Below are 26,903 nucleotides of genomic sequence, written 5' to 3'. Positions count from 1 at the left end.
TCTTTAGTTATTTATATTTAATGACTATCATTTGAAGTCTTACTCGCAGAAGTAGGTACATTCCCTTTTTCCAAGCTACGTTTCTCTCGTTTTTTCCTAGCTGCCATCAGAGTATCTTCCATAGCACTGCGAGCTTGAATTATTCTCTCTAAATTGCTACGATACATTTCGATATCTTTTAATGATTTTTCTTCTGGCAAGTTTAAAGCTTGGGAAATTTTCTTGATAGCTTCTGTACGCTGCGGTTGTTCCTTAACTAACTCTGTATCTGCTATTTCTAGTAAAGTGAATAAACCTATAGCAAATAAGCGATTATACTTAAATTTATAACCATCTGAAATAGCTCTTAAATTATCTTGCAAATGTTGAGCATCATCTCTATCTACTGATAAGCAAATCCACGATAGCATATCCTGTCCAGACATTTGACTCGCTAAATCTTCTAATCCTTTAGCATCTGCACGGTATTTATCTGAGTCCTCTTCTTGTGCTTGAATCAGAGCATTAAAAATAGAAATTTTGTCCTGTTCAGGAGAGTATCCCTCCATAAAACGGTCAAAAGCTGTAACTATACCCAAAGCATAAAATGGATTATAGCTATAATCAGCATTGACGGAAATCAGGTGCATTTCCACTAACAGCTCTTCAACAACTCGATTGTATATGGAGCTAATTGGACGGGTGTGAGAATTATAAAAAGCTTTCTTAGTATCTGAAACAGTACGAATATTATTCACCTGGTATTCTAATTCTTCTATAATCCCATCCCTGTCAGATGTTTATTCCCTACTAGGTCAGCTTGAAAGCATCATATAGTATTGGAAAAGCAGGGTGGGTTTGACTTTGTGAAGTACCTACCGCGAGAATTAAACTGCCAAAAATTAAAACAGTTAATTTCTTCTTACTGGTTTAACCAATTAATGACTGTATGGCACAATAGAGTATTGTATCAACAAAAGGCAATTGATAATTACCTTGATTCCCAAAAACCATTACAGTAATATCTGGCAGACTACTTTAATATTTCTCAATAATTCCTTTGAGGAGCTGTACTGAAGCAACTTAGTTTGACATCCTCCCGACGCTGCTCTCACGAGACAGGGCGGGATTCCTAAACCTCGCGGTTCAGGACTTTCTGCTTAAATACGCACCTGCCTCCAAGGCCAAACTTCTTTCTGGTCTTATGGTCGCTCCACAGACTGACACTGCTAGCCCAGCAGCCTTCTTTAAGACTAACACACTATTGGCATGCGCCGCAAAATTGATTGGTTTTCCCATGCGACGCTCCCCTTCGGGAGAGTGCGGGTCTTCAACCAACGTTGAGATAAACAAGGTTATTATTTATCTGGCAAATCCTATTATCTTCCTTTGTAGAATAGATATAGGATATACTCTACAATAATTTTGCTATTGCAAATTTGACATCTCCAGGGGTTGAAACACCCTGGATTCCGTGGTTAATCCACCGCAAATGGGATGAATCCACATTTGCTTAAAGCCTGTCAACAGACTTCTAAACTCCTCGACATAGACCGAAATCTAGCTGTGAGTCTACTTTTTTTAGCTTTCACGAGTGGTTTTACTCAATATGTTGGAGCAATCTTCTCGCTGCTCTAGCTGCCTGCTTGCTTTGAGCCGTCGTAAGAAATTAATTCCCCGTCTCCTGTCCGCCGGAATTTCACCGCAAAGCGCGATCTTGTCATGGTGACAAACCTTGTTCTTACTTGCTATTTCTAGTATACCAGACTTTTACGCCGGGTTTAAACCCGCGCGTCGTTATTCAACCAGGGGATAAATCTTCCGGGAACTTTCCTCCCGCCATTTTTTATGTTTCTTAGTTATGACAAAGGTGTAGATCCGCAAACAGGTAAAGGTACTTGGGAGGCTTTATTAGGGATATATGAATTTATCAAAAGTCGTAGCTTTAGTTCAGAACTGATGTTATGGCGCTACACGCAAGGCAACAGCTCCGGAAGGCAATAGGGGAATACAAACAAAAGGGTTTGATGCTTCTATTAATGTCAAACACCTTAATGCGTAGCGCTATATAAGTGGTGCAGTAAAATTCTAATTTATAAAAAAAGGCCACCAGGTTTTAAGAATTGGCAGCCATTGAGATTACTAAGCTTAACTCTGAGTTCAACTAAAATATATATTTAACCAAATAACAAGTCCATACCCACTGAATTTGCATTGATTGCAAGTAAGGTAGACCATAAGGCAAAAATAATACATTTTAAATAAGTGCAATTAAAATTCTGATTGGGGATTTTGAACTGATGCCAAGCTAGAACAAATTAATTTCTGCATTTAGTCATCAACAAAAAGTCGGTTTCTACAAAAACTATGATAACTTTTGCTTACGCCAATTCTAGAAGATTCAGTGGATTTACCATAAAACTTTTTGTTTAACAAAGTTGTCAGCCTTTAATCCAAAGGAAAATTTACCAATAGTTCTACATAGTAATGGGAAATAGGGCTGAAAAACCCAATATACCCTTACTAAAATAATGACAATTTATGATGACTAATTTACAATCATGTTGTCAGTTATATACTTTTACTCTATTGTGACTGGTCTTGGTAATCCCATTTCAATCGAATTTTAATTTATTAAAGAAGTACTCTGCTGGACAGTTTGTTTAGATATAAAATTGAGTAAGTTCTGCTTCAACTCAACACTGTTTAAGCTCTATTCCCTTCACGGACATCACGATAATTAAGAGCTTCTGGTTCTGTTTCAAAAATCTCAAACACAGAATCCATCATAGTTACTTCAAATACCAGTTTGGCTTCTGGATGAACACTACAAATTCGGAAACTACCCTTAACTTTGTCAGCATCTCGCATGCCTGCTACCAAAGATGTAAGTCCAGAACTATCAATAAAGTTAACCTGACCTAAATTGACCACTACATGACGACTTAGTTTGGAGATACATTCCTGCAACTTGAGGCGAAACTGCCAAGCTGTTGTGATATCCAAGCGTCCAGTTGGTGCTAGGACGATTACTGTTGTGCCGTCCTGAGTTGTGTGGGTTTTTTGCTCAATATGAATCACTGACCCTTCCCTCGGGATGATATTAGTTATGGTGGTTGCCCATCTGACTGTAGTTTAACTCAGAGTAATTAATGATTTGGTTTCCAGTTAGCCCAATCATGAGGTTTTAAGAATACTTCATATAGTTTAGCTTCTGGTGTATTGGGTTCTGGACTGTAGCCATATTCCCAACGGACCAAAGGTGGTAAAGACATCAAGATTGACTCTGTACGACCATTGGTTTGCAAACCAAAAATTGTACCTCTGTCATACACTAGATTAAATTCAACATAACGGCCACGTCGGTATAGCTGAAAGTTGCGTTCCCGATCGCCATATTCCATGGGTTGCCGTCGCTCTACTATTGTTTTATATGCTGGTAAGAATGATCTACCACAATTTTGTACAAATGTAAATAATGATTCCCAACTACGAGATTCAGGAACTCCTAACTGCTGACTATAAATTGCTGCTGGTCCTTGACTATCTGGCCCTTTGTATAATTCTCCTTGACCATCTTGATAATCAAAGAAGATACCTCCTACACCTCGCATTTCTTGACGATGCTTTAAGTAAAAATACTCATCACACCATCTTTTAAATACAGGATAATACTCTTTATGGCTTTGATCACAGGCAGCCTTAATAGTTTGATGAAAGTGAGCTGCGTCTTCGGCATAGGGATAGTAAGGTGTTAAATCTATACCTCCACCAAACCACCATACAGGTCCTGCTTCAAAATAGCGATAATTAAGATGCACTGTTGGTACATAAGGATTTTTAGGGTGCAGTACCATTGAAGTCCCTGTGGCATAAAAACCATGACCTTCGGCTTCTGGTCTTTGTGCTAGTATGCTTGGTGGTAGTTTATCTCCCCAGACTTCTGAAAAATTAACTCCTCCCTGTTCAAAAACCGCACCGTCTCTAATTACACGAGACCTTCCTCCACCACCACCTGGACGTTCCCAACGGTCTTCTTTGAATTTGCCAACTCCATCTAATTGCTCCAGTCCTTGACAAATTTCATCTTGTATATCCTGCATAAATTTACTGACTCGACCTTGGGTACTACTCATTGATAGAGATAGAGGTGTTGTTTTTTGGGTTTCAGTGGAAGCTGTCATAGGTATAATATGTGTTTCAAATTGGCTAAAAATTATATCTTTACCAGGCTTTTTATCCTACCATGCTCTTGATCGCCTAGTAAAATTTTCCTGTTTTTTCCAGCTTTTATTTTTATTGAGTAAATCAACCTATCTTGATTGATATAGATATATTGTCAAACACTCAACTATCATTCTTAACTACTGAATTAGCCTTGCCTATTAATTTACATTGAATAACTATATGATTATGATATGGTAGACCATAAGTAAATTATGGATTACAGAAAATTTTGTAGCTAGTTATCATTGATTCTTTTACTAATTACTAAATTTAATTTTTAATCTCATCACCAATCATTTTTCTAGACCTCCTAAATTATATTAATTTCTTAGATTCTAATTTATTGCTTTTAATAAAATATCAGATTAATTAACGAATTAATTTAATTATTAGTAATTAAATGAATAAAATGTTCAACATGACTTTGCAAATAACAGATATAATTTAATAAAAATTTAACTTTTGAAGGATATCATATGTCAAGTATACCTGATACTCAATCTATTTTAGATGTTTTGCGACCAGTACAAGACCCCGAACTGCAAAAGAGTTTGGTAGAACTAAATATGATTCGCAATATTAAAGCTACAGATGGACAAGTTAAGTTCACCTTAGTGTTGACAACTCCAGCTTGTCCATTACGAGAATTTATTGTAGAAGACTGTCAAAAAGCTGTTAAGCAACTTCCTGGAGTGAACGAAGTTATAGTAGATGTCACAGCAGAGACTCCTCAGCAGAAAACTATACCTGACCGCCAAGGTATTGATGGAGTGAAAAATATTATTGCTGTCTCTAGTGGTAAAGGTGGAGTTGGTAAAAGTACAGTGGCAGTGAATGTAGCTGTGGCATTGGCTCAAATGGGCGCTAAAGTGGGTTTGATTGATGCTGATATTTATGGCCCTAACGACCCAACGATGTTAGGTCTAGCAGATGCTAAAGTTATGGTACAAGCAGGACAATCTGGAGAAGTCCTGGAACCAGCTTTTAATCATGGAGTAAAGTTGGTTTCTATGGCTTTTTTAATTGATAAAGATCAACCTGTAATTTGGCGTGGTCCAATGTTGAATGGAATTATCCGACAATTTTTGTACCAAGTGCAATGGGGAGATTTAGATTATTTATTGGTAGACTTGCCTCCTGGTACTGGTGATGCTCAATTAACATTAGCTCAAGCTGTCCCTATGTCTGGAGTGGTAATTGTGACAACTCCTCAAACAGTGGCATTATTGGACTCTCGCAAAGGTCTAAAAATGTTTCAGCAGTTAGGGGTTTCTGTATTAGGAATAGTTGAAAATATGAGTTATTTTGTCCCTCCAGATATGCCAGAGAAAAAGTATGACATTTTTGGTTCTGGTGGTGGTAAAAGAACAGCAGAGGAACTAGGTGTACCATTACTGGGAGGAGTTCCTTTGGAAATGCCTGTTAGAGAAGGTGGAGATACTGGAGTTCCTATTGTAGTTGGTGCTCCTAATTCTAGTTCCGCTCAAGAGTTGAAAGCGATCGCTCAAAAAATTGCTGGTAGAGTTTCTGTTGTGGCCTTGGCTTAACGAAGTCAGAAGTCAGAAGTCAGAAGCGGTGCGACCCCGCGTGGGCGACAAACGCAAGCGGTCAGACCCCGCGACGACCATAGTTGCAAGGGAACGCCGACCAAGAGAGGGAACGTGCACCAAGAGAGTCAGAAGTTATTTTTGTAACTTAGAGCAGTGTCGGGAGAATGTCAAAGATGCCAAAAATATTACAATAAAAAAGCCTTCACTTTCCTAAAATTGAGAAAATTTTTGATTGGAGTAGAAAACAATGATTTTACCTGGTGTAGCAGTTCGAGTTAAAAATATTAGTGATACTTATTATGGATTTCAAGGACAAGTTCAACGAGTAAGTGACGGTAAAGCTGCTGTATTATTTGAAGGTGGAAATTGGGATAAGTTAGTAACATTTAGACTCTCAGAATTAGAGTTAGTAGATGCCACGGCAGGTCGCAAGAAAAAATAATTTAGTTAGTAAATAGTAGATGTTTTTCATTACTGAATAATTCAGGTTGAATGTCTCTTTTTTCAACAAGGAATAAAGACAAATAATTTTGTTTGCAAATTCTATAACTTTAAGGATAGGTAATTATTAATTGTTGAATTAATTGTTGAAAAAAATCAAGAATGGTGTGAGGTTTTAGGTGAAATATTAAATTATCTACAACCTACTACCTTTCACCTTCCACCTTATTAAATACTTTAGACATTTCCATTTGGCATAAGTTAGTAAGGTTTAGATTCTCAGAATTAGAGTTAGTAGATCCAACAGCAGGTCGCAAGAAAAAATCATTTAACTGGTGTCGCTACTCGGAAGTTAAAAGTCATGGATTTAAAAGTCAATCATTTTTGATTTGTAATTGTTCGCGGGATTTTGTAACCAGTTATTTGAGCCATCCTGCACTAGTAAATAGTAGATTTTTTTTCATTACTGAATAATTCATGTTGAATGTCTCTTCTTTCAACAAGCAATCAAGATAAAAAATCCTATTCGCCAATTCTATAAATTTTAAGGAGAGGTAATTATTAACTGTTGAAAAAAATCAATCATGGTGTGAAGTTTTGGGTGAAATCTTAATTGTCTACAACTTACAATCTACCAACTACTACCTACCACTTTTTTAAAGACTTTGGCATAAGTTAGTAAGGTTTAGACTCTCAGAATTAGAGTTAGTAGATCCAACAGCAGGTCGCAAGAAAAAATCATTTAACTGGTGTCGCTACTCGGAAGTTAAAAGTCATGGATTTAAAAGTCAATCATTTTTGATTTGTAATTGTTCGCGGGATTTTGTAACCAGTTATTTGAGCCATCCTGCACTAGTAAATAGTAGATTTTTTTTCATTACTGAATAATTCATGTTGAATGTCTCTTCTTTCAACAAGCAATCAAGATAAAAAATCCTATTCGCCAATTCTATAAATTTTAAGGAGAGGTAATTATTAACTGTTGAAAAAAATCAATCATGGTGTGAAGTTTTGGGTGAAATCTTAATTGTCTACAACTTACAATCTACCAACTACTACCTACCACTTTGTTGAAAAAAATCAATCATGGTGTGAAGTTTTGGGTGAAATCTTAATTGTCTACAACTTACAATCTACCAACTACTACCTACCACTTTTTTAAAGACTTTGGCATAAGTTAGTAAGGTTTAGACTCTCAGAATTAGAGTTAGTAGATCCAACAGCAGGTCGCAAGAAAAAATCATTTAACTGGTGTCGCTACTCGGAAGTTAAAAGTCATGGATTTAAAAGTCAATCATTTTTGATTTGTAATTGTTCACGGGATTTTGTAACCAGTTATTTGAGCCATCCTGCACTAGTAAATAGTAGATTTTTTTTGATTACTGAATAATTCATGTTGAATGTCTCTTCTTTCAACAAGCAATCAAGATAAAAAATTTTATTCGCCAATTCTATAAATTTTTAAGAAGAGGTAATATCATGTCTATTAGCATCGTTTATGTATAGAATTAAATCACTAATGGGAAGAAAACCTTCAGCATAAGTGCCTTCTACTCTCTGCCTTATTTTCACCAAAGAATAAGTATTCAAGGGGACATGATATAATTATTAATTGTTGAAAAAAATCAAGAATGATGTGAGGTTTTAGGTAAAATCTTAATTATCTACAACCTACAACCTTCTTAAATACTTATGCGTCTTCCTTTACCACAATTTGCTAATACAAATCGCCAGAACAATTACATAGCTGAAGTAATAGAAACAGCAACAACAGAATTTTTAGCTCAATGTTTAGAACCAGAAGAGTTAGATTTTCCGATGATGCCTGCTTTTGGTACTTGGGTAAAATCTCAGGATGAACAATCAGGAAATGAGATTTATGGAGTGGTTTATTATGCAACTACCTTGCCTATTGATTCAGTACATAGAGCAAGAGCTTTGGGAATGTCTTTAGCTCAGTTACGGGAACAACAACCACAAATTTTTGCTATGTTGAAGACAGAATTTAGAGCAGCAATAGTAGGTTTTAAATCTCAAGAAGAATTAAATGGTTCTACAGCAGAAAATGGCAGAATTTACCAATATCTGCCACCTCGTCCACCTCAAATTCATCAAGCAGTTTATTTATGTGAATCAGAAGAAATAATTAGGTTTAGTGAAAAGTTAGATTTTTTGCGGACTTTATTACAGTTATTTAATGCTCCTGTTGATGCTTTAGTAGCTGCTACTATTAGAGAAATTTATCAACTGAGAAAAGCAGACCGTAATTGGTTAGTTCAGGCAGGTAGAAATATGAGTGTTTTGTTGAGAGATGATTATGACCGTTTAAAAATAATATTAGGGCAAATACATCCTTAAAAAATAAGAAGGAAGAGGGAAGAAGGAAGAAGGAAGAGGGAAGAAAAAAACTTAAATTTCTTTCTTATATATATTCATGCTTGGGCTTACACCAACGCACCCCAAAAGACATGATATTAAAAGTCAAATAACTAAAGTAAATACAGAGTTTTTACGTATCAAATTTGTAACTCAAAAATGATGATTAAACGAAAAGTATTTTACATATCTTTGCTTCTACTGTATCTAGTACTAGCAATTATCATAGTACCTATGATTGTTCCCTTAAAGGAGGAATTCCAACTCAATTTTGATCAGGGCTTGAATTAATGAGGGCTTCACTTTATATGCAAGGTTACTCACCGCATATCGAGATTTGGAGCGATCATCCTTTCCTTTTTACAGCAATGCTTTCATTCTGGTTCAGCATAGTTGGAAAATCTGTTTTTTTCGCGCGCCTTTTGACCGTAATTTTTTCAGCATTACTAATATGGTTTTTCTTTGAAACTATTCGTATTTCTTTAGGAATATTCTCCGCTCTTATTGGAGCAATATCATTGGCTGCTTCATCAGGGTTTATCAGATTTAGTAGTACTGTTATGATTGGAATTCCTGCATTATCTTTAATCGTAATTTCTATTTACTTTTTATTTATTTACAAAAAGAGTAAACAAAAATATTTATTGATTATTTCTGCTGCTCTTTTTGCATTGTCTTTGCAAATCAAATTTTTGACAGTTTTTTTAATACCAATTATTTTACTTTTGATCTTTGATGTCAATAAAATTAATTTGGAATCAATTCATAAGTTAAAAAGTAGATTTATTTATCCTTTATTGCTTTGGATAATAAGTTTAGTTGTTATTTTTTTGATTTTTTCATTACTATTTAATGCGTTAAGCTATGAACAGCTTTTTGGTACTCATGTTGGAGGGGAGATTAAAACGGCATTCGTCAAAGATGGTTTTGAAAAGCTAAGTAAAGTCATCATCAATAAAGATTACGATCTATTTTCTTTAGCTATTTTCGGTATATTAGTAGTTTTTGTGAGGCATCGATGGGAAGGTCTATTTCCAGTTGCATGGCTAGGAACAGGAACATTGCTTCTTTTAAATCATAGACCAGTATGGCCACATCATTATTGTCTCATTGCTATTCCTATGGCTTGATTAGCAGCTTATGTATCTGTTCTATTATTTGACATTTTTCAGCAACGAGAATTTAGATTAGGAAATTATTTTTGGGCAAGTATTTCATTAATTTTAATGATATTTGCATTATTAACATTAAAACCTAAAGTTTCAAAAGATATTCCTAGTCTTCAAAAAAACTATCAACCACAATTTGCAGTTGTAAATCGTCTAATAGAGCATAAAAATTCAACAAAATGGCTATTTACAGATGTTCCAATTTATGGTTTTTATGCAGATTTACTTGTTCCTCCCGAAATTGCAGTGTTCTCTACTAAGCGCATAAAGACAGGTCAACTGAGTCAAGATGAAATATATGAATTACTTGTAAAATACCGCCCTGAACAAATTTTAATCGGTAGATTTAAAGGTTTTATATATACATCCAGCGATGTTGACTCATACATAAATAAATTCTATTCAAAAAGCAATGATATTTCTGTTGTCGATCACTATGTTTTAAAGTCTTTAAAATAAGCTTTTTAATTTGCCAAGTAACCATTAAGTTTTTTTTAGATTGGAATGTTAGTAGTATTGGTAGGAATGTATATGATATCAAATCTGGGTAAATTAGACTTAACGAAGTCAGAATTCAGAAGTCAGAAGTTATTTTTGTAATGGGGATTTGAGCCGCGCTCCAAAAATATTTCGCTTTAAAAGGCGGGGTTGTGCGACCCAGTTATTTTGATAAAAAAAATCTCCAATGGTCATTTCAGTTATCAGTTATTAGTTACCGAATAATTAAGGTAAAAATTCTCTCCTTTAAAGGAGAAACAAGAAAAAAATTTCCTTTGAGTAATCCTCTTCTTTTCAAGGAGAGTTCAATAATGGATAATTGATAATGGATAATTGATAATTACCTCTCCCTAAAACGAAGAGGATTAACCAATAAGGAAAAAATTTATTTTTTTCCCCTTTCAAGGGGAGGCTTTAAACCTGAATTATTGAATTATTGAATTATTAATTTTTCGGTAATTGTTAATTATTAATTATTAATTATTAATTGTTGAACAGTACCTCTGGAATCAGGAGGCTTGAAATATGGAATATTCTCTTTTTTTATCCCCTTGAAAAGGGAGACTTGAGACCAAAGTTTTTCAGTCATAACTAGGGCGTGACCTTTCTAATCTAAAAGGATTGATATATAAAGTTTTTAGCTTTTTTAGATAAAAAAAAATGCCTGGGAATTAGCTCTCTAGTACTCATGCATGGAGCGTATTTTAGGCGCATAGTTGGGCAGAAAAATCATTCTTACAATTGTTACTTCTACCTCCTCTTATACCAAGCGTGAAAAAAGAATGTTACGAATAGTAAGAGGAGAAAAAAGACAAATGCAGGATATTCCCTTTGACAAAAAACGATGATTTATGATCTAAAAAACGCTTGAAATACTATTCCTATACGACTCCTGATGACTGAGGAATGACTCCTAAGAAATATCCTAACTATTTGTAGCAAACATTTATCAATTTGGTATTAATTCCTATTTCTCCTATCTCCTATCTCCTGTTTCCTCCTACTAAAAGACTTTTGAGCGCAAACCCTAACTACGCTCATCAAAATGATTCTCTCCACTCCTGACTCCTAAAGACTTAACCATTCCATAACTGTTTAACCGGATTTGATATGATACACTAGAAAAGTTGTCTAAAATCGCACATCTAGGTAGTCGGGTGTTCTGCAGATTAAGAATCTATGAGAATGCACCTGGATGGAGGATTAAACCCGAATAGGAGATTATAATTATGCCAGTTGTTAGTTTGGCTCAATTGTTAGAGTCAGGAGTCCACTTTGGGCATCAGACCCGTCGCTGGAATCCAAGAATGTCCCAGTATATTTTTACAGAGCGTAACGGCGTTCATATTATCGACCTTGTTCAAACAGCTCAATTAATGGAAGAAGCTTACGACTATATCAGAACTGCCTCTGAACAAGGAAAAAAATTCTTATTTGTTGGTACAAAGCGTCAAGCTGCTGGTATTATCGCTCAAGAGGCCAGTAGATGTGGAGCTTATTATATTAACCAACGTTGGTTGGGTGGGATGCTCACTAACTGGACTACTATTAAAACTCGGGTAGAAAGACTCAAAGACTTAGAGCGTCGTGAAGCAAATGGGGCACTAGATTTACTCCCGAAAAAAGAAGCTTCGGTTCTCCGTCGTGAAATGGCTAAGTTACAAAAATATCTGGGGGGTATTAAAAATATGCGCCGCTTGCCAGATGGAGTTGTAATGGTAGACCAGCGACGAGAGTATAATGCTGTTCAAGAATGTCAGAAGTTAGATATTCCAATAGTATCTTTGCTGGATACAAATTGTGACCCGACTCAGGTTGATATTCCAATTCCAGCTAATGATGATGCTATCCGCTCAATCAAACTTATAGTAGGTAAGTTGGCTGATGCTATCTATGAAGGTCGTCATGGTCAACTAGAAACACTGGATCAAGAAGATTATGATAGCTATGAAGAATATGAAGAAGATTATGATTATGATGGAGCGGAAGAAGAATTTAATGTAAGTGAAGAAGAATCATCATCATCAGACAATAATGAAGAAGAATAACAAATTCTAGTAATATTGTTGAGTAGTAGAACTGGGGTTTTTTAGGGATAAAATACAGCGTAAATTATTTCTAAAAAGCCTACTTTAAATTAAGGCACTAAAGTAGGATTAATGTAAGCATTCAGCTATTCGTAATGAGTAATTACTAATTACTTTTAAGGTTTAGTCAAGGGACGCATTCCAGTAACTTTTATTCTTTATTAATTTTAAAGGTTGCTTTTATATTCCTCAAAATTAATAGCTGACGCCTGAATGCTTACGGATTAATTCCTAAATAATAAAGTTGTAGTAAAGTTAAATTGGAGAATAAAAAATATGCCGGAAATATCTGCAAAGTTAGTTAAAGAATTGCGTCAAGCAACAGGCGCAGGCATGATGGACTGCAAAAACGCTCTCGAGCAAAATAATGGCGATATTACTAAGGCTACAGAATGGCTAAGACAAAAAGGTATTGCTTCTGCAGGAAAACTTGAGGGTAAAGTAGCAGCAGAAGGACTAGTTGAAAGTTATATTCATACAGGTAGCAGAATTGGCGTTTTAGTAGAGGTAAATTGTCAGACAGATTTTGTTGCTAGGAATGAGGCATTCAAAGAGTTAGTGAAAAATATTGCTATGCAAATAGCAGCTTGTCCACAGGTAGAATATATTTCAGTTGATGATATCCCTACGGAATTTGTGGAGAGTGAAAAATCTATAGAAATGGGTAGAGAAGACCTTAGTAAAAAGCCGGAAAATATTAGGGAAAAAATAGTTCAGGGAAGAATAGAAAAGCGACTCAAAGAATTAGCATTAATGGATCAAGCTTATATTAAAGACCAAAATGTCACAGTGGCAGAGTTGGTGAAGGAAACTAGCGCTCAGTTAGGTGAAAAAGTACAAGTACGTCGTTTTACACGATTTGTTTTGGGAGAGGGTATTGAGAAAAAAGAGGAGAATTTTGCTGAAGAAGTAGCAGCACAAATGGGAAAGGAATAATTGATCAATAATCATAATTAAAAAGTAAGCATTTCCTGCGGAATGCTGCGCAAACAGCGGTCAGCAATCAGCAATCAGCTATTCATTCACTGCCTTTATAGCAGGAATTAGTATTGAGAGGTTTAAGGAGAATTCAAAGTCTTGAAAAAACAACTAACCTTGACCTTAGCAGTGTATATTCATTATTTATGAAACAGCTAAAAACTGAATGCGAGCTAGCTGAATACTTAGATTAAAAATTAAAAGTAGCAGAGATAATCTGTTTATTTTTAATTTTTAATTGTTGATAGATAAAAAATAATTCACTATGATGGGAGCAGCAAAACAAATAGAGGAAAAATTGAAAGAAATAGAAGTAGCGATCGCAGAAATTGCCAAGGAATTTTATGGTACTTATGAAGGTTATTTCAAAGTATTAGGTGAAGGGATAGGCCAACAATTAATTTTTGCTAGTTATCATATATGTACTCAAGGATATCCAGAAGCTTTTCTTAATTTATCGTTTTCTCAGCGACAAAAAATGCAGTCAGAGTTGCGAGAAATAGCAAAATTACCAGTTAGAGAATTAGAAGAATTATTAGAACAAATTCCAGAAGAACAGGAAAATTTAGATGGGACTTCAGCACCAGAATTAATGATGAGTCTTTTGAGTGAAGAAGATGGGGAGCAGCAAGAAGTAACATCCCCACTAAAAGACCAAAAGACAAACATAGAATTTGATTCTGCTGTATTATTTCTAACTCAAACATCTGATAATGAAGAGCAAAAATTGGCAGATCGGATAGAAGAAAATTTGAATAAAATTGAAACAGAAGAAATAGAAAAATCTCCAGAAAATATTATTGATAAATTAGATAATTTAGATACATTAATATCTTGGCAAGAGAATATAGAAAGGCAAATACCTGAAATTCTTAAAAAAATTTCTCATCAGGCAAATTGCATCCTTAAAAATGCAGAAATACTACCGAAAAAAATACCGAAAAAAGTTTTAGAAGCTGCGACAAAAATGGAATCAGGCGAGACTCCTTTGGGTGGAAAACCTAATTTATTAAACTTATTAATTGAAGCAGAAGATCCAGAAGAGGAAAAAAATTCTACAGTTACTAAAGTTATAGCAGTAAATCTCAGATTATCTGAAATAGAATTTACTGATATTAATGTTACTTCCTGGCGTAATAAAATTCGTAACCTTTTAGGAAGACTTAATCAACTGCAACGAGAATATCGTAAAAAGCAACGGGAACGAGCTGTAATAGAAGCAGAGTCAGCATGGCGTTCTAGTTGGTATGAAGAATAATTAATAATGAATAATTAATAATGAATAATTAAGAGTTGATAGTTAATAATTATTCATTCAACAATTCACGCCTTGAAGCTGACCCTTTTAAGGGGATAAAGCGGTCGAGGGATGGCGAGGTTTCCTCACCATATGCAATCGACCAAGAGAATCAAAAAAAATCCTTTTAGTCAATCCTATCCGTTTTAAGAAGAGGTAATTATTAATTATTAATTGTTAATTAATTGTTAATTGCTGAATTAGGAGTCAGGAGTCAGGAGTCAGGAGGGAAGAAAGAAGAAGTAAAGATGAGTAGAAGGACGAAGGTTTTTTGGTCGCTTCAATAAAGTAAGTAAAATAAAAAAAGTCAAAATAATTTAATGCTGATATTGGCAGGACTTACGCAAAGACTCTACTTATGGGGAGGTCGAATCGCATTCGCCCCTACATATGGTGGTTTAACAATCAATTTGCGTAAGTCCTGATTGATTTAAGTGTGAATTTCTATAAATTAGCGACTAAGAAAATATTACATATATAATCTGCCATGAATAACGAAAAAGAAAAGATAGACTGGGAAAGATTACAAAAAGCTTTGTCAGTAGAAGTACAATATGGTTTTCAAAATATCCAGGGAAAACAATATATATTTAATGACTTTTTAAGTATCAGTTTGAGCGAAGTACCCATAATATTAAAAGGTTATCAAAATCAATTTCAGGAGATATCTAATCAATTTATCAGTTATCCAGAAATGGCTAGGGAAGAACGGCAAAAATTACTAGAAAGAACTAAATATTTTTTAGAAAAAATGCAATATATTTCTGAAGGAGTAAAGCCAGAAGAAACAATAAAAAAAGAGAGAATTAAACAAGAAGAAAAAAGTCAAAAAACACTAAAAAATCACTCCATTACTTCCCAAAAATACAGCGATAAACTTGATGCAGAACAACCATTAACAGAAGTCAAAGATATTAGTAAAAGAAACAGCGATCGCCTAGAGACATTAGGATTATATACAGTACGAGAATTACTTTATTATTACCCAAGAGACCATATAGATTATGCTCGTCAAGTAAATATTCGCGACCTAGAACCTGGAGAAACTGTCACAATAATTGGCAAAGTTAAACGGTTCAATTGTTTTTCTAGCCCTAAAAATAAGAAATTAACTATTCTCGAACTTACCCTTACAGATGCTACAGGTCAAATCAAAATAAGTCGCTTTTTTGCCGGACCTAGATTTAGTAATAAAGGTTGGCAAATGCAGCAGAAAAAAATCTATCCGGTCGGTGCAACAGTAGCTGTTTCAGGTTTAGTTAAAGAAAATAAATATGGGAAAAATTTAGATAACCCAGAAATAGAAGTTCTTGATAGTGAAGGGGGTCAAATTGAATCCATGAAAGTTGGTCGTTTAGTACCAGTTTATCCCTTAACAGATGGAGTAGGTGCAGATGTTGTTAGACGAGCAATATTTACGGTTTTACCAACAGCAGAACAATTGTCAGATACATTGCCTGAAGAATTATTAGGGAAATATCAATTAATAGATTTAAAAAATGCTATTAAAAATATTCACTTTCCTATAGATAGAGATTGTTTAGCAGCAGCTCGTCGTCGCTTAGTTTTTGATGAATTTTTCTACCTACAATTAGGATTATTAAAACGTCGGCAATTGCAAAAAAAGGTAGAAACAGGAATAGCTTTACCAACTACAGGAAAATTAATTGAGCAATTCTATAAACTCCTGCCATTTGCATTAACTAATGCTCAAAAAAGAGTAGTTAATGAAATACTCAATGACCTACAAAAACCTGAATCAATGAAAAGATTAGTACAAGGAGATGTAGGAGCAGGAAAAACTGTAGTAGCAGTTGTGGCGATGTTAGCAGCAATTCAAGCAGGTTATCAAGCAGCTTTAATGGCACCAACAGAAGTATTAGCAGAGCAACATTATAAAAAATTAGTTGGTTGGTTTAATCTTTTACATTTACCAGTTGAACTATTAACTGGTTCGACAAAGGTAGCAAAACGCAGAGAAATTCACTCTCAACTTGAGACCGGAGAATTACCTGTATTAGTCGGTACTCATGCTCTAATTCAAGAAGCTGTAATTTTTCACAAATTAGGTTTAGTAGTAATAGATGAACAACATAGATTTGGGGTTCAACAAAGAGCAAAATTACAACAAAAAGGTGAATCTCCCCACTTTTTGGCAATGACAGCTACTCCCATTCCTAGAACACTTGCTCTGACATTACATGGAGATTTAGATGTTAGTCAAATAGATGAATTACCACCAGGAAGACAACCAATTCAAACAACAACTTTGACTGGAAGACAACGCAAGAAAGCTTACGATTTAATCCGCAGAGAAATAGTTCAAGGAAGACAAGTTTATATTGTTTTACCCTTAGTTGAAGAGTCAGAAAAATTGGATGTAAAATCGGCAGTTGAAGAACATCAAAAGTTAGCAGAAAAAGTTTTCCCAGAATTTCAAATAGGTTTACTTCATGGCAGAATGACAAGTGTAGAAAAAGACCAAGCTATTAGTGCATTTCGGGATAATCAAACTCAGATTTTAGTATCTACAACTGTGGTGGAAGTGGGGGTAGATGTGCCGAATGCCACAGTAATGTTGATTGAAAATGCAGAAAGGTTTGGTTTATCTCAGTTACATCAGTTGCGGGGGCGAGTGGGTCGTGGTGTCCATAAGTCTTATTGTTTGTTGATGAGGGGTGCGGGTTCTACTGATGCTACGGAACGTTTGAAAGTGTTGGAGCAGTCTCAGGATGGGTTCTTTATTGCAGAGATGGATATGCGTTTGCGGGGACCTGGTCAAGTATTAGGGACAAAGCAGTCTGGGTTGCCGGATTTTGCTTTGGCGAGTTTGGTTGAAGACCAGGAGGTTTTGGAGTTGGCACGGGGTGCTGCTTTTCGGGTGATGGAGAAAGATGAAAGTTTGAATAGTTGGCCTCTGTTGAGGAGAGAGTTGGAATGGCGGTATCAGAAGATGATGGGAGGGTCGATTTTGAATTAGGAGTGTGGGGAGTAGGGGAGTAGGGGAGTAGGGGAGTAGTGGAGTAGGGGAGCGGGGGAGTGGGGGAGATAGACAAATAAACAGGAAATAATTAATTAATTCAAAGTCAAAAATTTATTCATCACTATTTTTCTATCACGCAATAGTAGAATCTCGAAAGTCTAGAAAGACTTGTTACTAAGAATTCTTTCAATCCCATGTCGATTCCCAGGGTATTTTTTAATGTTGGTTCAACTTTAGTTGTTAAAACTGGAACCGATTTGTCTTCTAGGGATAAAGTTACATAATAACCATCTGCTTTACGACTAATTGTTACTGTTTTAATTTTAAAACCATCAGGTAAAGACCGATGTTTAATTAACTTTACCTTGCCTATTTTGGGCAAATTAATTTGATTTTCTTCTATGGAGTCAAGTTTGATTTGAGGATAAGTAAAACTACGATAACGTCCAATTCCATTAAATCTTGGTTTCCCTAATTTATGTCCTTTTTTGTCTGTTTTCAACCATCTATCAAAGGCAAGTTTTACCCGTTTTATGCAATCCTGTAAAACCTGAGAATGAATTAACTTGTACTCAGGAAACTTGTCTTTGGTATTGACCAAATCTTTTTTTTGAGAGTAATAATTTGGATGATCTCTTAGTTGAGGAATTGGCATCACCAAGAGGCAGGCATTAACTGGACAACGGTTTTCTGACCACCAGGAGAACCGCTCCCCTAACCTATAGTTGTACTGCCGACGCAACAATTCCAACCACATTTCTATGGTGGCTATTTGTTCTTTTTTGGGTCTTAATTTATATTGGTAGGCAATGCGCATGGTGGAAAATTTCTGGGGTTATTGGAATATCATCATACAAGTTTTTCTACTAGGGCGAAAGCTTCTGCTGTGATGTTGGAAAATTGAATGGGCATCGAACCTATTCAATTTGCCGCCGATTCATCTCACGCTAATTTTTCAAATATGGCGTGAGATGAATCGGCGATGTAGCTAAACTAAGAGTGAGTTACTCTCCCATCAAACTATTCTGAGCACAAGAGTAACTATACAAATTCACTTCAACAATCACCTAAAATCCCAATTTATTCAACTGTTAAGCAAAAACAATCTTACTTTTGATTGTTTATTTTGACTTTCGTAAAATTGCTCATATTTCATTTTTGACTACGAGCTAGTTTAAGCATATCAATAAGAGTATGATGAGCATCTTCAGCATCCTTTAAAGTATGGTCAAATTCTATTCTTATCGGTAAACTTTTCCCACAAACTTCAGCAGTTAAATTCATACCTTGAGCATCAATAGAAAGCATTTTTGCTGCTGTAGAATTAGAATAACTGCCAAATTTTTGAGCATAAAGAAGCACAGCATTTGCATGGTCTTCATTCATGTGAGAACAAATGCGATCGCTAATTTCTGGAGTAAATGAATCAGACATATTTTCAAATCCTTATTATTAAATTTATCAATTTATCAATTCTAAATTTTAAATTATATCAATTTCTCAATTCTAAATTCTCTAATAAAGTCCTCTGCTGGGCTATAATGGTCTGCTAAATCCCAAGTAGTGAAACCTGCATCCATGTAGTCAAACATACTTTGGATAGCAGTTTTGGGGTCTATATGTCCGTGAATACCTGATACCTGCCACATTCCGTTAAAAATGCGACAGATGTTTAAATTATCGGTAAATTTTAATCTGCTTGACTCAGGTAGTTTCATCGCCTATTTTGACTAGATTTTAGATAATTGTTCTACTGTGGCAAATATTTTAATATTTCTAGATGCCACAGACTAGGTTATAGCTTAACTATTGAAGAGCTAAAAAAGTATGTGTTATAAAGTTAATTATGTAAGCATTTAGCTATCAGCAACGCCATTTTTTGGAAGGCAAAAGCAACCTTTGAAATTGAGTTTTAATAAAAAGTTATTGCTATGGGTCCTCTTCCCAAACCTTAGAAGTAATTATTCATTGCTAATTGTTGAATGGGTGTGCATTCCTTCATAAGTGCTGACTGGTAATAGCTATTTGCGCAGCATTCCGCAGGAAATGCTTACCTTAATATATCCCACTAGGATATATAGTTAATTATTCAAAAAAAACTTAAAATCAAGTTTATTTATAGCTTAACCTCTTTATGGTTATGCTAGTTATACTATTATGATTGTTCCCTAAAATTAATGTCAATGATGTATAGTGTTTTTCAAAATTTACAGCAAAGTGTCGCTCAGTTGACAGAAGAGTTAAAAAAAGAAAAAGCAGAACATCAATTGACTAAAAATTCTCTCCAAAAAAGTGAAACACGTTTACGAATACTAACTAATCAAGCATCTTTAATTATTTGGGAAGTAGACAGCAAAGGTATATTTACTTTTGTCAAAGGAGAAAAAACAATAAAATCAACAATTAAATCAGAAGATTTAATCGGACAATCAATTTTTGAACTACACAAAGACCATCAAGAAGTTTTAGATAAAACTCACTTGGCACTGGCAGGTAATGAAGTTAAATGGTTTGAGAGAGGGGAATATATAGAATATGAAACTAGAGTAATTCCTCAAATATCTGAAAGCGGTGAAATAACAGGATTAATAGGAGTTAATATTAATGTTAATGCCAGTAAAAATACTCAAGTAGAAGACCCGAAATCTCAACTAAGACTAAAAGAAAAAGTTGAGGAAAAAACATCTGCTTTAAGAGAATCAAATGAACAACTTATAGAGGAGATTGTCAAACATAAACAAGCTAGAGAAGAATTACTATATAGGCTAAATTTTGAAGAATTAATTACTACTTTGTCAACTCATTTTATTAATTTAGCCCCAGACGAGATAGATCGTGGAATTCAAGTAGCTCTGGAATGGATAGGAAGTTTTAGTGGTGTAGATCGTAGTTATATATTTTTACTGGATGAAACTGGTAGTTATATTAACAATGATTATGAGTGGTGTGCCAGTGGCATTAAACCACAAATTGAGCAAAGAAAACAAATACCAATTACAGCATTAGAAGAGTGGAATGAGCAAATAAAAAACCTAGAAACAATTTATATTCCAAGTACAACTAAACTACCAAAAGAAAAATGGATAAGTAAAATATTTTTGCGCCTGCAATGTATAAAATCTTTGGTTGTTGTACCAATAGTATATCGTGGTATTTTTATTGGATTTTTAGGATTCGATTCAGTTAAAGAGGAAAAAAATTGGTCAGAAGACATTATTGATCTGCTCAGAATTATGGGAGAGATGTTTATTAATGCTCTAGAAAGAAAACGGGTAGAAACAGCTTTAGCAGAAAGTGAGAAAAAATATAGGCATCTAGTAGAAACTTCTCAAGATTTAATTTGGTCACTAGATACTTTAGGACGTTTTACTTTTGTTAATCAAGCAGCTAAACGCATTTATGGGTATGACACAACAGAAATTATCGGTCGTTCCATAACAAATTTTATCTATCAGGAAGAAGTAGAAAAATCTACAGCAGCAAGCACAACAAATATTACACAAATACCTATATTTACTCAAGATAGTTGTTCCAGTTGTCAGTGGGAAACAATACATAAACGTCAAGATGGAATACCTGTATATCTTAACTTTAATGCAATTGCTTTACGAGATAAATTTGGCAATTTTGAAGGAGCTATTGGCACTGCTACTGACATTACTGAACGCAAAAAATCAGAAGAAGCTTTACAAAGAGCTAAAGACCAACTACAAGCAGTCTTAGATGCTGTACCTTGGTTCGTTTCTTGGATTAATTCAGAGTTAATATATATAGGAGTAAATAGGCAATTAGCAGCCAATTTTAACTTGCCTCCAGAAAAATTTATTGGTCAAGAAGTAGGTTTTCTAGGTAGTAGTTGGGGCTTTGTTGATTTTATTAGTGACTTTTTCCCTAGTTCAGCACAACAAATATCTCGGGAAGTCGAAATCACAGTTAATGGCAGTGTGAAAAATTATTTGGTTGTAGTTCAGAAATATGCTCAAGGAAAAGCATTAGTTTCGGTAGGAATAGATATTACCGCTCGTAAACAAGCAGAGGCAATGAAAAGTAAATTAATTGCTTCACTTCAGGAATCGGAAAAAAAATTTCGTAGCCTTTATGAAGCTACAAGCGATGCTGTTATCCTCCTAGATAAAAACGGAATTATTGATTGCAATCTTGCAACTTTAAAAATGTTTGGTTTAAATAATAAAGAAGAATTTTACAATCATAACTTAGCAGATTTTTATCCCGAATCTCAGCAAAATGGAAAAAAATCTTCCCAGTTAATCAAAAGATATATGATTCAAGCAATTGTCAAAGGTAATAGTTGTTTTGAGTGGATAAATCAAAGAGTAGACAAATCAGAATTTCCCACAGAAGTTTTATTAACTGCGATGAAAACAAGTGAATATCCTCAAAAAAAATCCAGCAAAAAATCAACTAAAAATATAGTATTTCAAGCCGTAATTCGTGATATTACCGAGAGAAAACATCATGAAGAGCAAATCAAAGAATCTTTAGCAGAAAAAGAAGTTTTACTAAAAGAAATTCATCATCGAGTCAAAAATAATCTGCAAGTAATCTCTAGTTTATTAAGACTACAGTCAAGATATATTGAAGATGAAAGAATTTTAGAAATGTTAAAAGAAAGCCAAAACCGAGTTAGATCCATGGCTCTTGTCCATGAACATTTATATCAATCAAAGGACTTGTCTAAAGTTAATTTTACTGAATATATTTCCAGTCTAGCTGCTCACTTATTCCAAGCTTATGCAGTCAAAGCAAGAGGTGTAAAATTAAATATAAACGTAATTCCTGTTTGCTTGAATATTGATACAGTAGTTCCCTGTGGTCTAATCATTAATGAATTGGTTTCTAATTCTCTCAAGTATGCTTTTCCAGAAGAATTTCGAGGAGAAATTTTCATAGAATTTGATTATGATGATCGTGACCAAAACCAATTTATTCTCAAAGTAGCTGATAATGGCATTAGTTTTGCTCAAGATTTAGACTATAAAAAATCTGGTTCTTTAGGTCTGCGTTTAGTATGTTCATTAGTGAGACAACTTAAAGGAAAAATTGAGCTAATTAATGAAGTAGGAACAGTTTTTAAAATAACTTTTTCTAGCTGGAATGCAAGTAAATTATAGAGAGGTATAAATGTCAAAATCAAAAATTCTAATTGTCGAAGACGAAAGTATTATTGCTGAAGATTTAGCAGACAGTCTGACAATCATGGGTTATACAGTTATGGATATTGTTTCTTCGGCAGAAGAAGCAATTTTAATAGCAGTAGAAAAACAACCTAATTTAATATTAATGGATGTGATGTTGCAAGGAAAAATGGATGGGATAACAGCAGCAGAACAAATTCATTTAAGCTCCCAAATACCAATAATCTTCTTAACAGCTTATACCGATGACAAAACATTACAGAGAGTAAAAGCAACAAACCCTTTTGGTTATATTGTTAAACCATTTGAAGAAAGAAACTTACATTTAACTATAGAAATAGCTCTCCAAAGATACCAGTACGACCCCATAACTCAATTACCGAACCGTTCTTTATTTATAGATCAAATAAATGAAATTATATCCTATCAAAATCAGAGCAGTTTAGGAAAATTATGTCATCTAAATAAATCTCAAAAAAATACATATTTTCCAATAATACCTATCCTTTATATTAGCCTAGATAGAATTAATCGAATCAAAGGAACTTTGGGGAGTAAAAATGGAGACTTAGTACTTTGTAGTGTGGCAAAAAAACTCAATAAATCTATTGATTCAATAGATATGTTAGCTCATTTAGAAGCTGCTGAATTTGGGATAATTCTCAAGGCAGTAGAAAAAAAGCAAGAAGTGACAGATATAGTTCAATCTATATTAGATACAATTTCTAAACCAATTGTTTTAAAAGGTTATGAAATTTATCTCACTGCTAGTATAGGCATTACCTTTTATCCGTTAGATGATGTAGAAGCAAATGAACTACTAAAAAATGCCAATGCAGCAATGTATTATGCTCAACAAAAAGGAGGTAATAATTATCAATTTCATCAATCAGAAACAGTTTTTGTTTCTCTAGAACAACTAAGCTTAGAAACTGATTTGCGTAATGCTTTAAAGCGCTCAGAGTTTCAAGTTTATTATCAACCAAAAGTTAATATTAAGACTGGTAAAATTACTGGAGCAGAAGCTTTAGTACGTTGGTGTCATCCAAACAGAGGTTTAGTATCACCAGCAGAATTTATTCCTTTAGCAGAAGAAACAGGTTTAATTATCCCTATAGGAGAATGGGTCTTGCGTACTGCTTGTAATCAAATAAGAATCTGGCAAGAAGTAGGTTTTGGGCTGTTAGAAATAGCAGTTAATTTATCAAGATGCCAATTTACACAAAGAAATATTCAAGAAAAAATTATTAAAATTATTCAAGAAACTGGTTTAAAACCTAATTACTTAGAATTAGAAATAACAGAAAGCTTAGTCATGCAAAATGAAAAAGCTGCAACTAAAATTATGGAAGCATGGCAAACCTTTGGCATTAATATATCAATGGATGATTTTGGTACAGGGTATTCATCGTTAAGTTATCTCAGAGAATTTCCATTTGATGTAATTAAAATAGACCGCAGTTTTATTCGCAATATCACTGAAGATAGCAAGACAGAAGCAATTACGATCGCCATCATTCAAATGGCTCATAATCTAAACTTAAAAGTAGTTGCCGAAGGAGTAGAAACTCAATCAGAATTAGACTTTCTTCGTAAATATGACTGTGACGAAATTCAGGGCTATTTATTTAGTGCCCCATTACCCACATCCAAGTTTGAAAATTTATTAAAAACTCATCAATTATCAAAATTCCCTAGCATTTAAAGGTAATGAATAATGAATAATGAATAATGAATAATGAATAATGAATAATAGAATTGTTGGGAATTAAGCTAAAAAAATGGCTAAAACCCTTATTGCTCAAAGTTTATAGCGTTTTTCAGTTCTATAATCCTGAAAACCTTATAGAATAAGCTTTTGAGCATTGTTCAATTTTTATTTCCCAACAACTCTAATAAATCATAGAAATATGTGGTTTTTAGGATGAGAGAGCAGCTCATTATTAAAAAGTGACATCATCTAGTAATAGAATGAGGTGACATACTCCCACACTAACCATTCGGTATAGTGTGGGCTTCTCGTTTCGTAGTCCTGCCATGGCATCGGACTCCACGAGCTTTAAGGACGGGATGCCCCGCCGCCCTTTTTGCACATAAAAAAGCGGATCACCTAGCACCGCTATCTGGTTTTACATTCCCAACAGATTACTAGGATGGATGGGATATAACTCCATATCTTATTTGATTTTCATGGTTTATAACTGGCGGTTGTTAACTCAAACCAGCTTGAGTGTATCATAACATAAAATTTTTAAATTAATGGGACATCGAGTCCCATTAATTTACCGTCGATTCATCTCACACCAAATTTTCAATTATGGAGTGAGGCTTCTCGACGCTCTAGCTAAAATTTTTCACTGACAGTAATTTAAAATTCTAACCTGAAAATAGAAGGGAAGGAGCAAAGTTGAAGATGCCACAAATCATATCAAATCCGGGGGAATTGGACATAAAAAAAATCTCGAATCGTCATAACTACGCTTATCTTTGTGATTCTCTCTCCTCCTGACTCCTGACTCCTGACTCCTGACTCCTACCTTCAAACTATACTCGTGGAAAGCCACCAGCCAAAACCTAAACCTAATCCAGAAATAATAGCTAAAATCAAAAAAGTAGAAAATCCATTAAACAACTCTATCAACTTTTCTCCCGCAACCATTTGAGCAACTACTCCTGCCACAATACCAATAACTACCCATAATCCAACAATAATATTAGGCCCAGCACTAGCCAAAGCGATCGCCACATTTTTAGACCGAGCAGAATTCCAAGCAGCAGACCAAGCTCCAACCCAAGCTCCCAAAATAAACCCAAGCATACTGCCAACACCAGTACCAGTCTTTAAACCAATTACAGCATCCACAATTGTCCCAAAAATAAATCCAGCAGCAGCCCAAATAATAGAACCAACAATCACCAATAATACATTTTCAGCCCCATTACCAGCCAAAAATCCCCCCAAAGCAATTACTCCATCAATAGTCACCACAGCAGCAACTGTTCTGGCCTGGGGTTCAGTGCCAGCAATTAACCCTAAACTACATCCAACTATCGCCCATGCCAAAGCAGTAATTATACCCCCCACAGAATTTCCAGCTATCCAACCTGCTCCTCCTCCAGCACCCAATAAGGCGATCGCCCAACATTTTTGAGAACCGGTTCCTTCTATTGCCAAAACAGTCATTCCCATCCATGCCACACCTTCAACTACGGCCCAACTCCAAACAGGAGCTTTGGAAATAACTAATACCCAGGCAGTCAAAGCATAAAACAGGAAAGTCGCAATTAAACTACCCCAAGGAATACTGGAAGTTGTTGAATTTGTTTGATGAGTGTGAACAGAGAATTGTTGAAAATGATTATTGGCGTTAGAATTTTCTGGTCTTTGAGGAGAAGGGGAAGGTTGAGGAGAAGGTGGACGACGAGGTGATGAGTATTGTGTTTGACTGGGAGTTTTTCGTTTCGGAATAGTTTGTGGTTGAGAGTCATTCAAAAAATACCGTAATTTTCGGTAAGCTTCATTAATTTCTTTGAGACGAATTTGAGCTTTTGCTTGGAGACGAGTATTTTGGGCAAAACGATCTGGATGCCAGACAAAGGCTAAATCTCGGTAAGCTTGTTTCACTTGATCTAGAGAAGCACCAGGTTCAAGTTCTAGAATTTTATAGTATTGATTTATCTCATCCACATTAGAAAAATAATCGGTAGTTAGGGCAGTTAGGAATTTAGTTGTTTGAGGTTATGGAAAGTCTTATTTTTTGAGGTTGGTATTATATGGGATGGAAAAGGCGGCCGAGAAGAGTGGGGAAAATATTTCTTCTTTGATTAATCATTACTCTAATCTATGTCCTAAGCAACTCAATATTTGATATTTGAAACAACATCAATAGACAATTAGTTCCATTTTGACTTTAAAGTAAGAAAAATGCCATATCATTCTTCTGAGTTTATGGGTCAAAAAACTGTAGCGCTAGAGATTTGTCTCTATTTTTCTCAGATACAAAGGTAACTCTAGAAATATTTCCTCCCTCTACCTAGACTGCTGAGGATAAAAATCTCAATTCAAAAATTAAAATATTCATCAGGCAAAAAAACTGTAGCGCTAGAGATTTGCCTCTATTTTTCTCAGATACAAAGGTAACTCTAGAAATATCTCCTTCCT

At 34.7% G+C, this 26,903-nt stretch carries 19 protein-coding genes and 1 pseudogene; 13 read left to right on the top strand and 7 right to left on the bottom strand.

Going from position 1 to position 26,903, the window contains the following annotated elements; all coding sequences use genetic code 11:
• Positions 1–17 precede the first annotated feature (17 nt).
• From psb29 to hemF, 3 genes are all read right to left on the bottom strand, one after another.
• Positions 18–737 (bottom strand): photosystem II biogenesis protein Psp29, encoded by a 720-nt coding sequence (psb29, locus tag F6K23_RS31450; protein WP_293163366.1) that lies wholly within the window; start codon positions 735–737, stop codon positions 18–20.
• Between the two features lie 1,948 nt (positions 738–2,685).
• Positions 2,686–3,060, bottom strand: a complete 375-nt coding sequence (locus tag F6K23_RS31445; protein ID WP_293163364.1) for an STAS domain-containing protein — start codon at positions 3,058–3,060, stop codon at positions 2,686–2,688.
• 68 nt (positions 3,061–3,128) lie between these two features.
• Entirely contained in the window at positions 3,129–4,115 is a 987-nt protein-coding gene (gene hemF, locus F6K23_RS31440) for an oxygen-dependent coproporphyrinogen oxidase (protein WP_375340806.1), read from the bottom strand.
• A gap of 567 nt (positions 4,116–4,682) precedes the next feature.
• Here hemF and F6K23_RS31435 point away from each other — a divergent pair.
• The 11 genes from F6K23_RS31435 (at position 4,683) to recG (ending at position 17,582) form a co-directional block, all read left to right on the top strand.
• The gene (locus tag F6K23_RS31435; protein WP_293163358.1) at positions 4,683–5,753 is read left to right on the top strand and encodes an Mrp/NBP35 family ATP-binding protein; all 1,071 of its coding nucleotides are present in this window, start codon (positions 4,683–4,685) and stop codon (positions 5,751–5,753) included.
• Positions 5,737–5,970 carry a hypothetical protein gene (locus F6K23_RS31430; protein ID WP_293163355.1) on the top strand — a complete coding sequence of 78 codons (234 nt, stop codon included), beginning with the start codon at positions 5,737–5,739 and terminating at the stop codon, positions 5,968–5,970. The genes F6K23_RS31435 and F6K23_RS31430 overlap by 17 nt, the downstream gene beginning before the upstream one ends.
• Positions 5,971–6,003: 33 nt before the next feature.
• On the top strand, positions 6,004–6,198 hold the full coding sequence (locus F6K23_RS31425) for an NAD(P)H dehydrogenase subunit NdhS (RefSeq protein WP_202219034.1): 195 nt from the start codon (positions 6,004–6,006) through the stop codon (positions 6,196–6,198).
• Positions 6,199–7,224: 1,026 nt separating this feature from the next.
• Positions 7,225–7,359 (top strand): hypothetical protein, encoded by a 135-nt coding sequence (locus F6K23_RS31420; RefSeq protein WP_293163349.1) that lies wholly within the window; start codon positions 7,225–7,227, stop codon positions 7,357–7,359.
• Positions 7,360–7,889: 530 nt separating this feature from the next.
• Complete coding sequence (locus F6K23_RS31415) at positions 7,890–8,555, top strand: HAS-barrel domain-containing protein (RefSeq protein WP_293163347.1); 666 nt, start codon at positions 7,890–7,892, stop codon at positions 8,553–8,555.
• Positions 8,556–8,881: 326 nt separating this feature from the next.
• Complete coding sequence (locus F6K23_RS31410) at positions 8,882–9,703, top strand: glycosyltransferase family 39 protein (protein WP_293163344.1); 822 nt, start codon at positions 8,882–8,884, stop codon at positions 9,701–9,703.
• A gap of 96 nt (positions 9,704–9,799) precedes the next feature.
• Positions 9,800–10,201 (top strand): hypothetical protein, encoded by a 402-nt coding sequence (locus F6K23_RS31405; protein ID WP_293163341.1) that lies wholly within the window; start codon positions 9,800–9,802, stop codon positions 10,199–10,201.
• Positions 10,202–11,469: 1,268 nt separating this feature from the next.
• Positions 11,470–12,288 (top strand): 30S ribosomal protein S2, encoded by an 819-nt coding sequence (gene rpsB, locus F6K23_RS31400; protein ID WP_293163339.1) that lies wholly within the window; start codon positions 11,470–11,472, stop codon positions 12,286–12,288.
• Positions 12,289–12,603: 315 nt separating this feature from the next.
• Positions 12,604–13,263, top strand: a complete 660-nt coding sequence (tsf, locus tag F6K23_RS31395) for a translation elongation factor Ts (protein WP_293163336.1) — start codon at positions 12,604–12,606, stop codon at positions 13,261–13,263.
• 307 nt (positions 13,264–13,570) lie between these two features.
• Positions 13,571–14,563: a hypothetical protein gene (locus F6K23_RS31390; protein ID WP_293163334.1), complete on the top strand. Its 993-nt coding sequence runs from the start codon at positions 13,571–13,573 to the stop codon at positions 14,561–14,563.
• A 526-nt stretch (positions 14,564–15,089) separates the two neighbouring features.
• On the top strand, positions 15,090–17,582 hold the full coding sequence (recG, locus tag F6K23_RS31385; RefSeq protein ID WP_293163331.1) for an ATP-dependent DNA helicase RecG: 2,493 nt from the start codon (positions 15,090–15,092) through the stop codon (positions 17,580–17,582).
• Between the two features lie 124 nt (positions 17,583–17,706).
• On the opposite strand, the gene F6K23_RS31380 is transcribed toward recG, so the two are convergent.
• From F6K23_RS31380 to F6K23_RS31370, 3 genes and pseudogenes are all read right to left on the bottom strand, one after another.
• Positions 17,707–18,402: a transposase gene (locus F6K23_RS31380; RefSeq protein ID WP_293163328.1), complete on the bottom strand. Its 696-nt coding sequence runs from the start codon at positions 18,400–18,402 to the stop codon at positions 17,707–17,709.
• Between the two features lie 335 nt (positions 18,403–18,737).
• Positions 18,738–19,019, bottom strand: coding sequence for a DUF2470 domain-containing protein (locus tag F6K23_RS31375; protein WP_293163325.1), 282 nt, complete (start codon positions 19,017–19,019; stop codon positions 18,738–18,740).
• Between the two features lie 71 nt (positions 19,020–19,090).
• Positions 19,091–19,303 (bottom strand): annotated as a pseudogene (locus F6K23_RS31370) (aldo/keto reductase); the annotation flags it as partial.
• A 465-nt stretch (positions 19,304–19,768) separates the two neighbouring features.
• Here F6K23_RS31370 and F6K23_RS31365 point away from each other — a divergent pair.
• Both F6K23_RS31365 and F6K23_RS31360 read left to right on the top strand, forming a co-directional pair.
• Positions 19,769–22,717 carry a PAS domain S-box protein gene (locus F6K23_RS31365; protein ID WP_293163322.1) on the top strand — a complete coding sequence of 983 codons (2,949 nt, stop codon included), beginning with the start codon at positions 19,769–19,771 and terminating at the stop codon, positions 22,715–22,717.
• A 10-nt stretch (positions 22,718–22,727) separates the two neighbouring features.
• Positions 22,728–24,446, top strand: a complete 1,719-nt coding sequence (locus tag F6K23_RS31360; RefSeq protein WP_293163319.1) for a bifunctional diguanylate cyclase/phosphodiesterase — start codon at positions 22,728–22,730, stop codon at positions 24,444–24,446.
• Positions 24,447–25,280: 834 nt separating this feature from the next.
• Here F6K23_RS31360 and F6K23_RS31355 read toward each other — a convergent pair.
• Positions 25,281–26,429 carry a J domain-containing protein gene (locus F6K23_RS31355; RefSeq protein ID WP_293163316.1) on the bottom strand — a complete coding sequence of 383 codons (1,149 nt, stop codon included), beginning with the start codon at positions 26,427–26,429 and terminating at the stop codon, positions 25,281–25,283.
• Between the last annotated feature and the right edge of the window lie 474 nt (positions 26,430–26,903).

The organism is Okeania sp. SIO2C9 (assembly GCF_010672455.1).
GTDB lineage: Bacteria > Cyanobacteriota > Cyanobacteriia > Cyanobacteriales > Microcoleaceae > Okeania.
Note: the sequence above shows the minus strand (reverse complement) of the source record. Positions and strands in the feature narration are given on the sequence as shown.

Coding starts and splice junctions, on each gene's coding strand:
- F6K23_RS31365 (WP_293163322.1), top strand. CDS start 19,769: ATGATGTATAGTGTTTTTCAAAATTTACAGCAAAGTGTCGCTCAGTTG.
- F6K23_RS31405 (WP_293163341.1), top strand. CDS start 9,800: ATGATATTTGCATTATTAACATTAAAACCTAAAGTTTCAAAAGATATT.
- tsf (WP_293163336.1), top strand. CDS start 12,604: ATGCCGGAAATATCTGCAAAGTTAGTTAAAGAATTGCGTCAAGCAACA.
- F6K23_RS31410 (WP_293163344.1), top strand. CDS start 8,882: ATGCAAGGTTACTCACCGCATATCGAGATTTGGAGCGATCATCCTTTC.
- recG (WP_293163331.1), top strand. CDS start 15,090: ATGAATAACGAAAAAGAAAAGATAGACTGGGAAAGATTACAAAAAGCT.
- F6K23_RS31380 (WP_293163328.1), bottom strand. CDS start 18,402: ATGCGCATTGCCTACCAATATAAATTAAGACCCAAAAAAGAACAAATA.
- F6K23_RS31375 (WP_293163325.1), bottom strand. CDS start 19,019: ATGTCTGATTCATTTACTCCAGAAATTAGCGATCGCATTTGTTCTCAC.
- F6K23_RS31425 (WP_202219034.1), top strand. CDS start 6,004: ATGATTTTACCTGGTGTAGCAGTTCGAGTTAAAAATATTAGTGATACT.
- F6K23_RS31435 (WP_293163358.1), top strand. CDS start 4,683: ATGTCAAGTATACCTGATACTCAATCTATTTTAGATGTTTTGCGACCA.
- rpsB (WP_293163339.1), top strand. CDS start 11,470: ATGCCAGTTGTTAGTTTGGCTCAATTGTTAGAGTCAGGAGTCCACTTT.
- F6K23_RS31360 (WP_293163319.1), top strand. CDS start 22,728: ATGTCAAAATCAAAAATTCTAATTGTCGAAGACGAAAGTATTATTGCT.
- hemF (WP_375340806.1), bottom strand. CDS start 4,115: ATGAGTAGTACCCAAGGTCGAGTCAGTAAATTTATGCAGGATATACAA.
- F6K23_RS31390 (WP_293163334.1), top strand. CDS start 13,571: ATGATGGGAGCAGCAAAACAAATAGAGGAAAAATTGAAAGAAATAGAA.
- F6K23_RS31415 (WP_293163347.1), top strand. CDS start 7,890: ATGCGTCTTCCTTTACCACAATTTGCTAATACAAATCGCCAGAACAAT.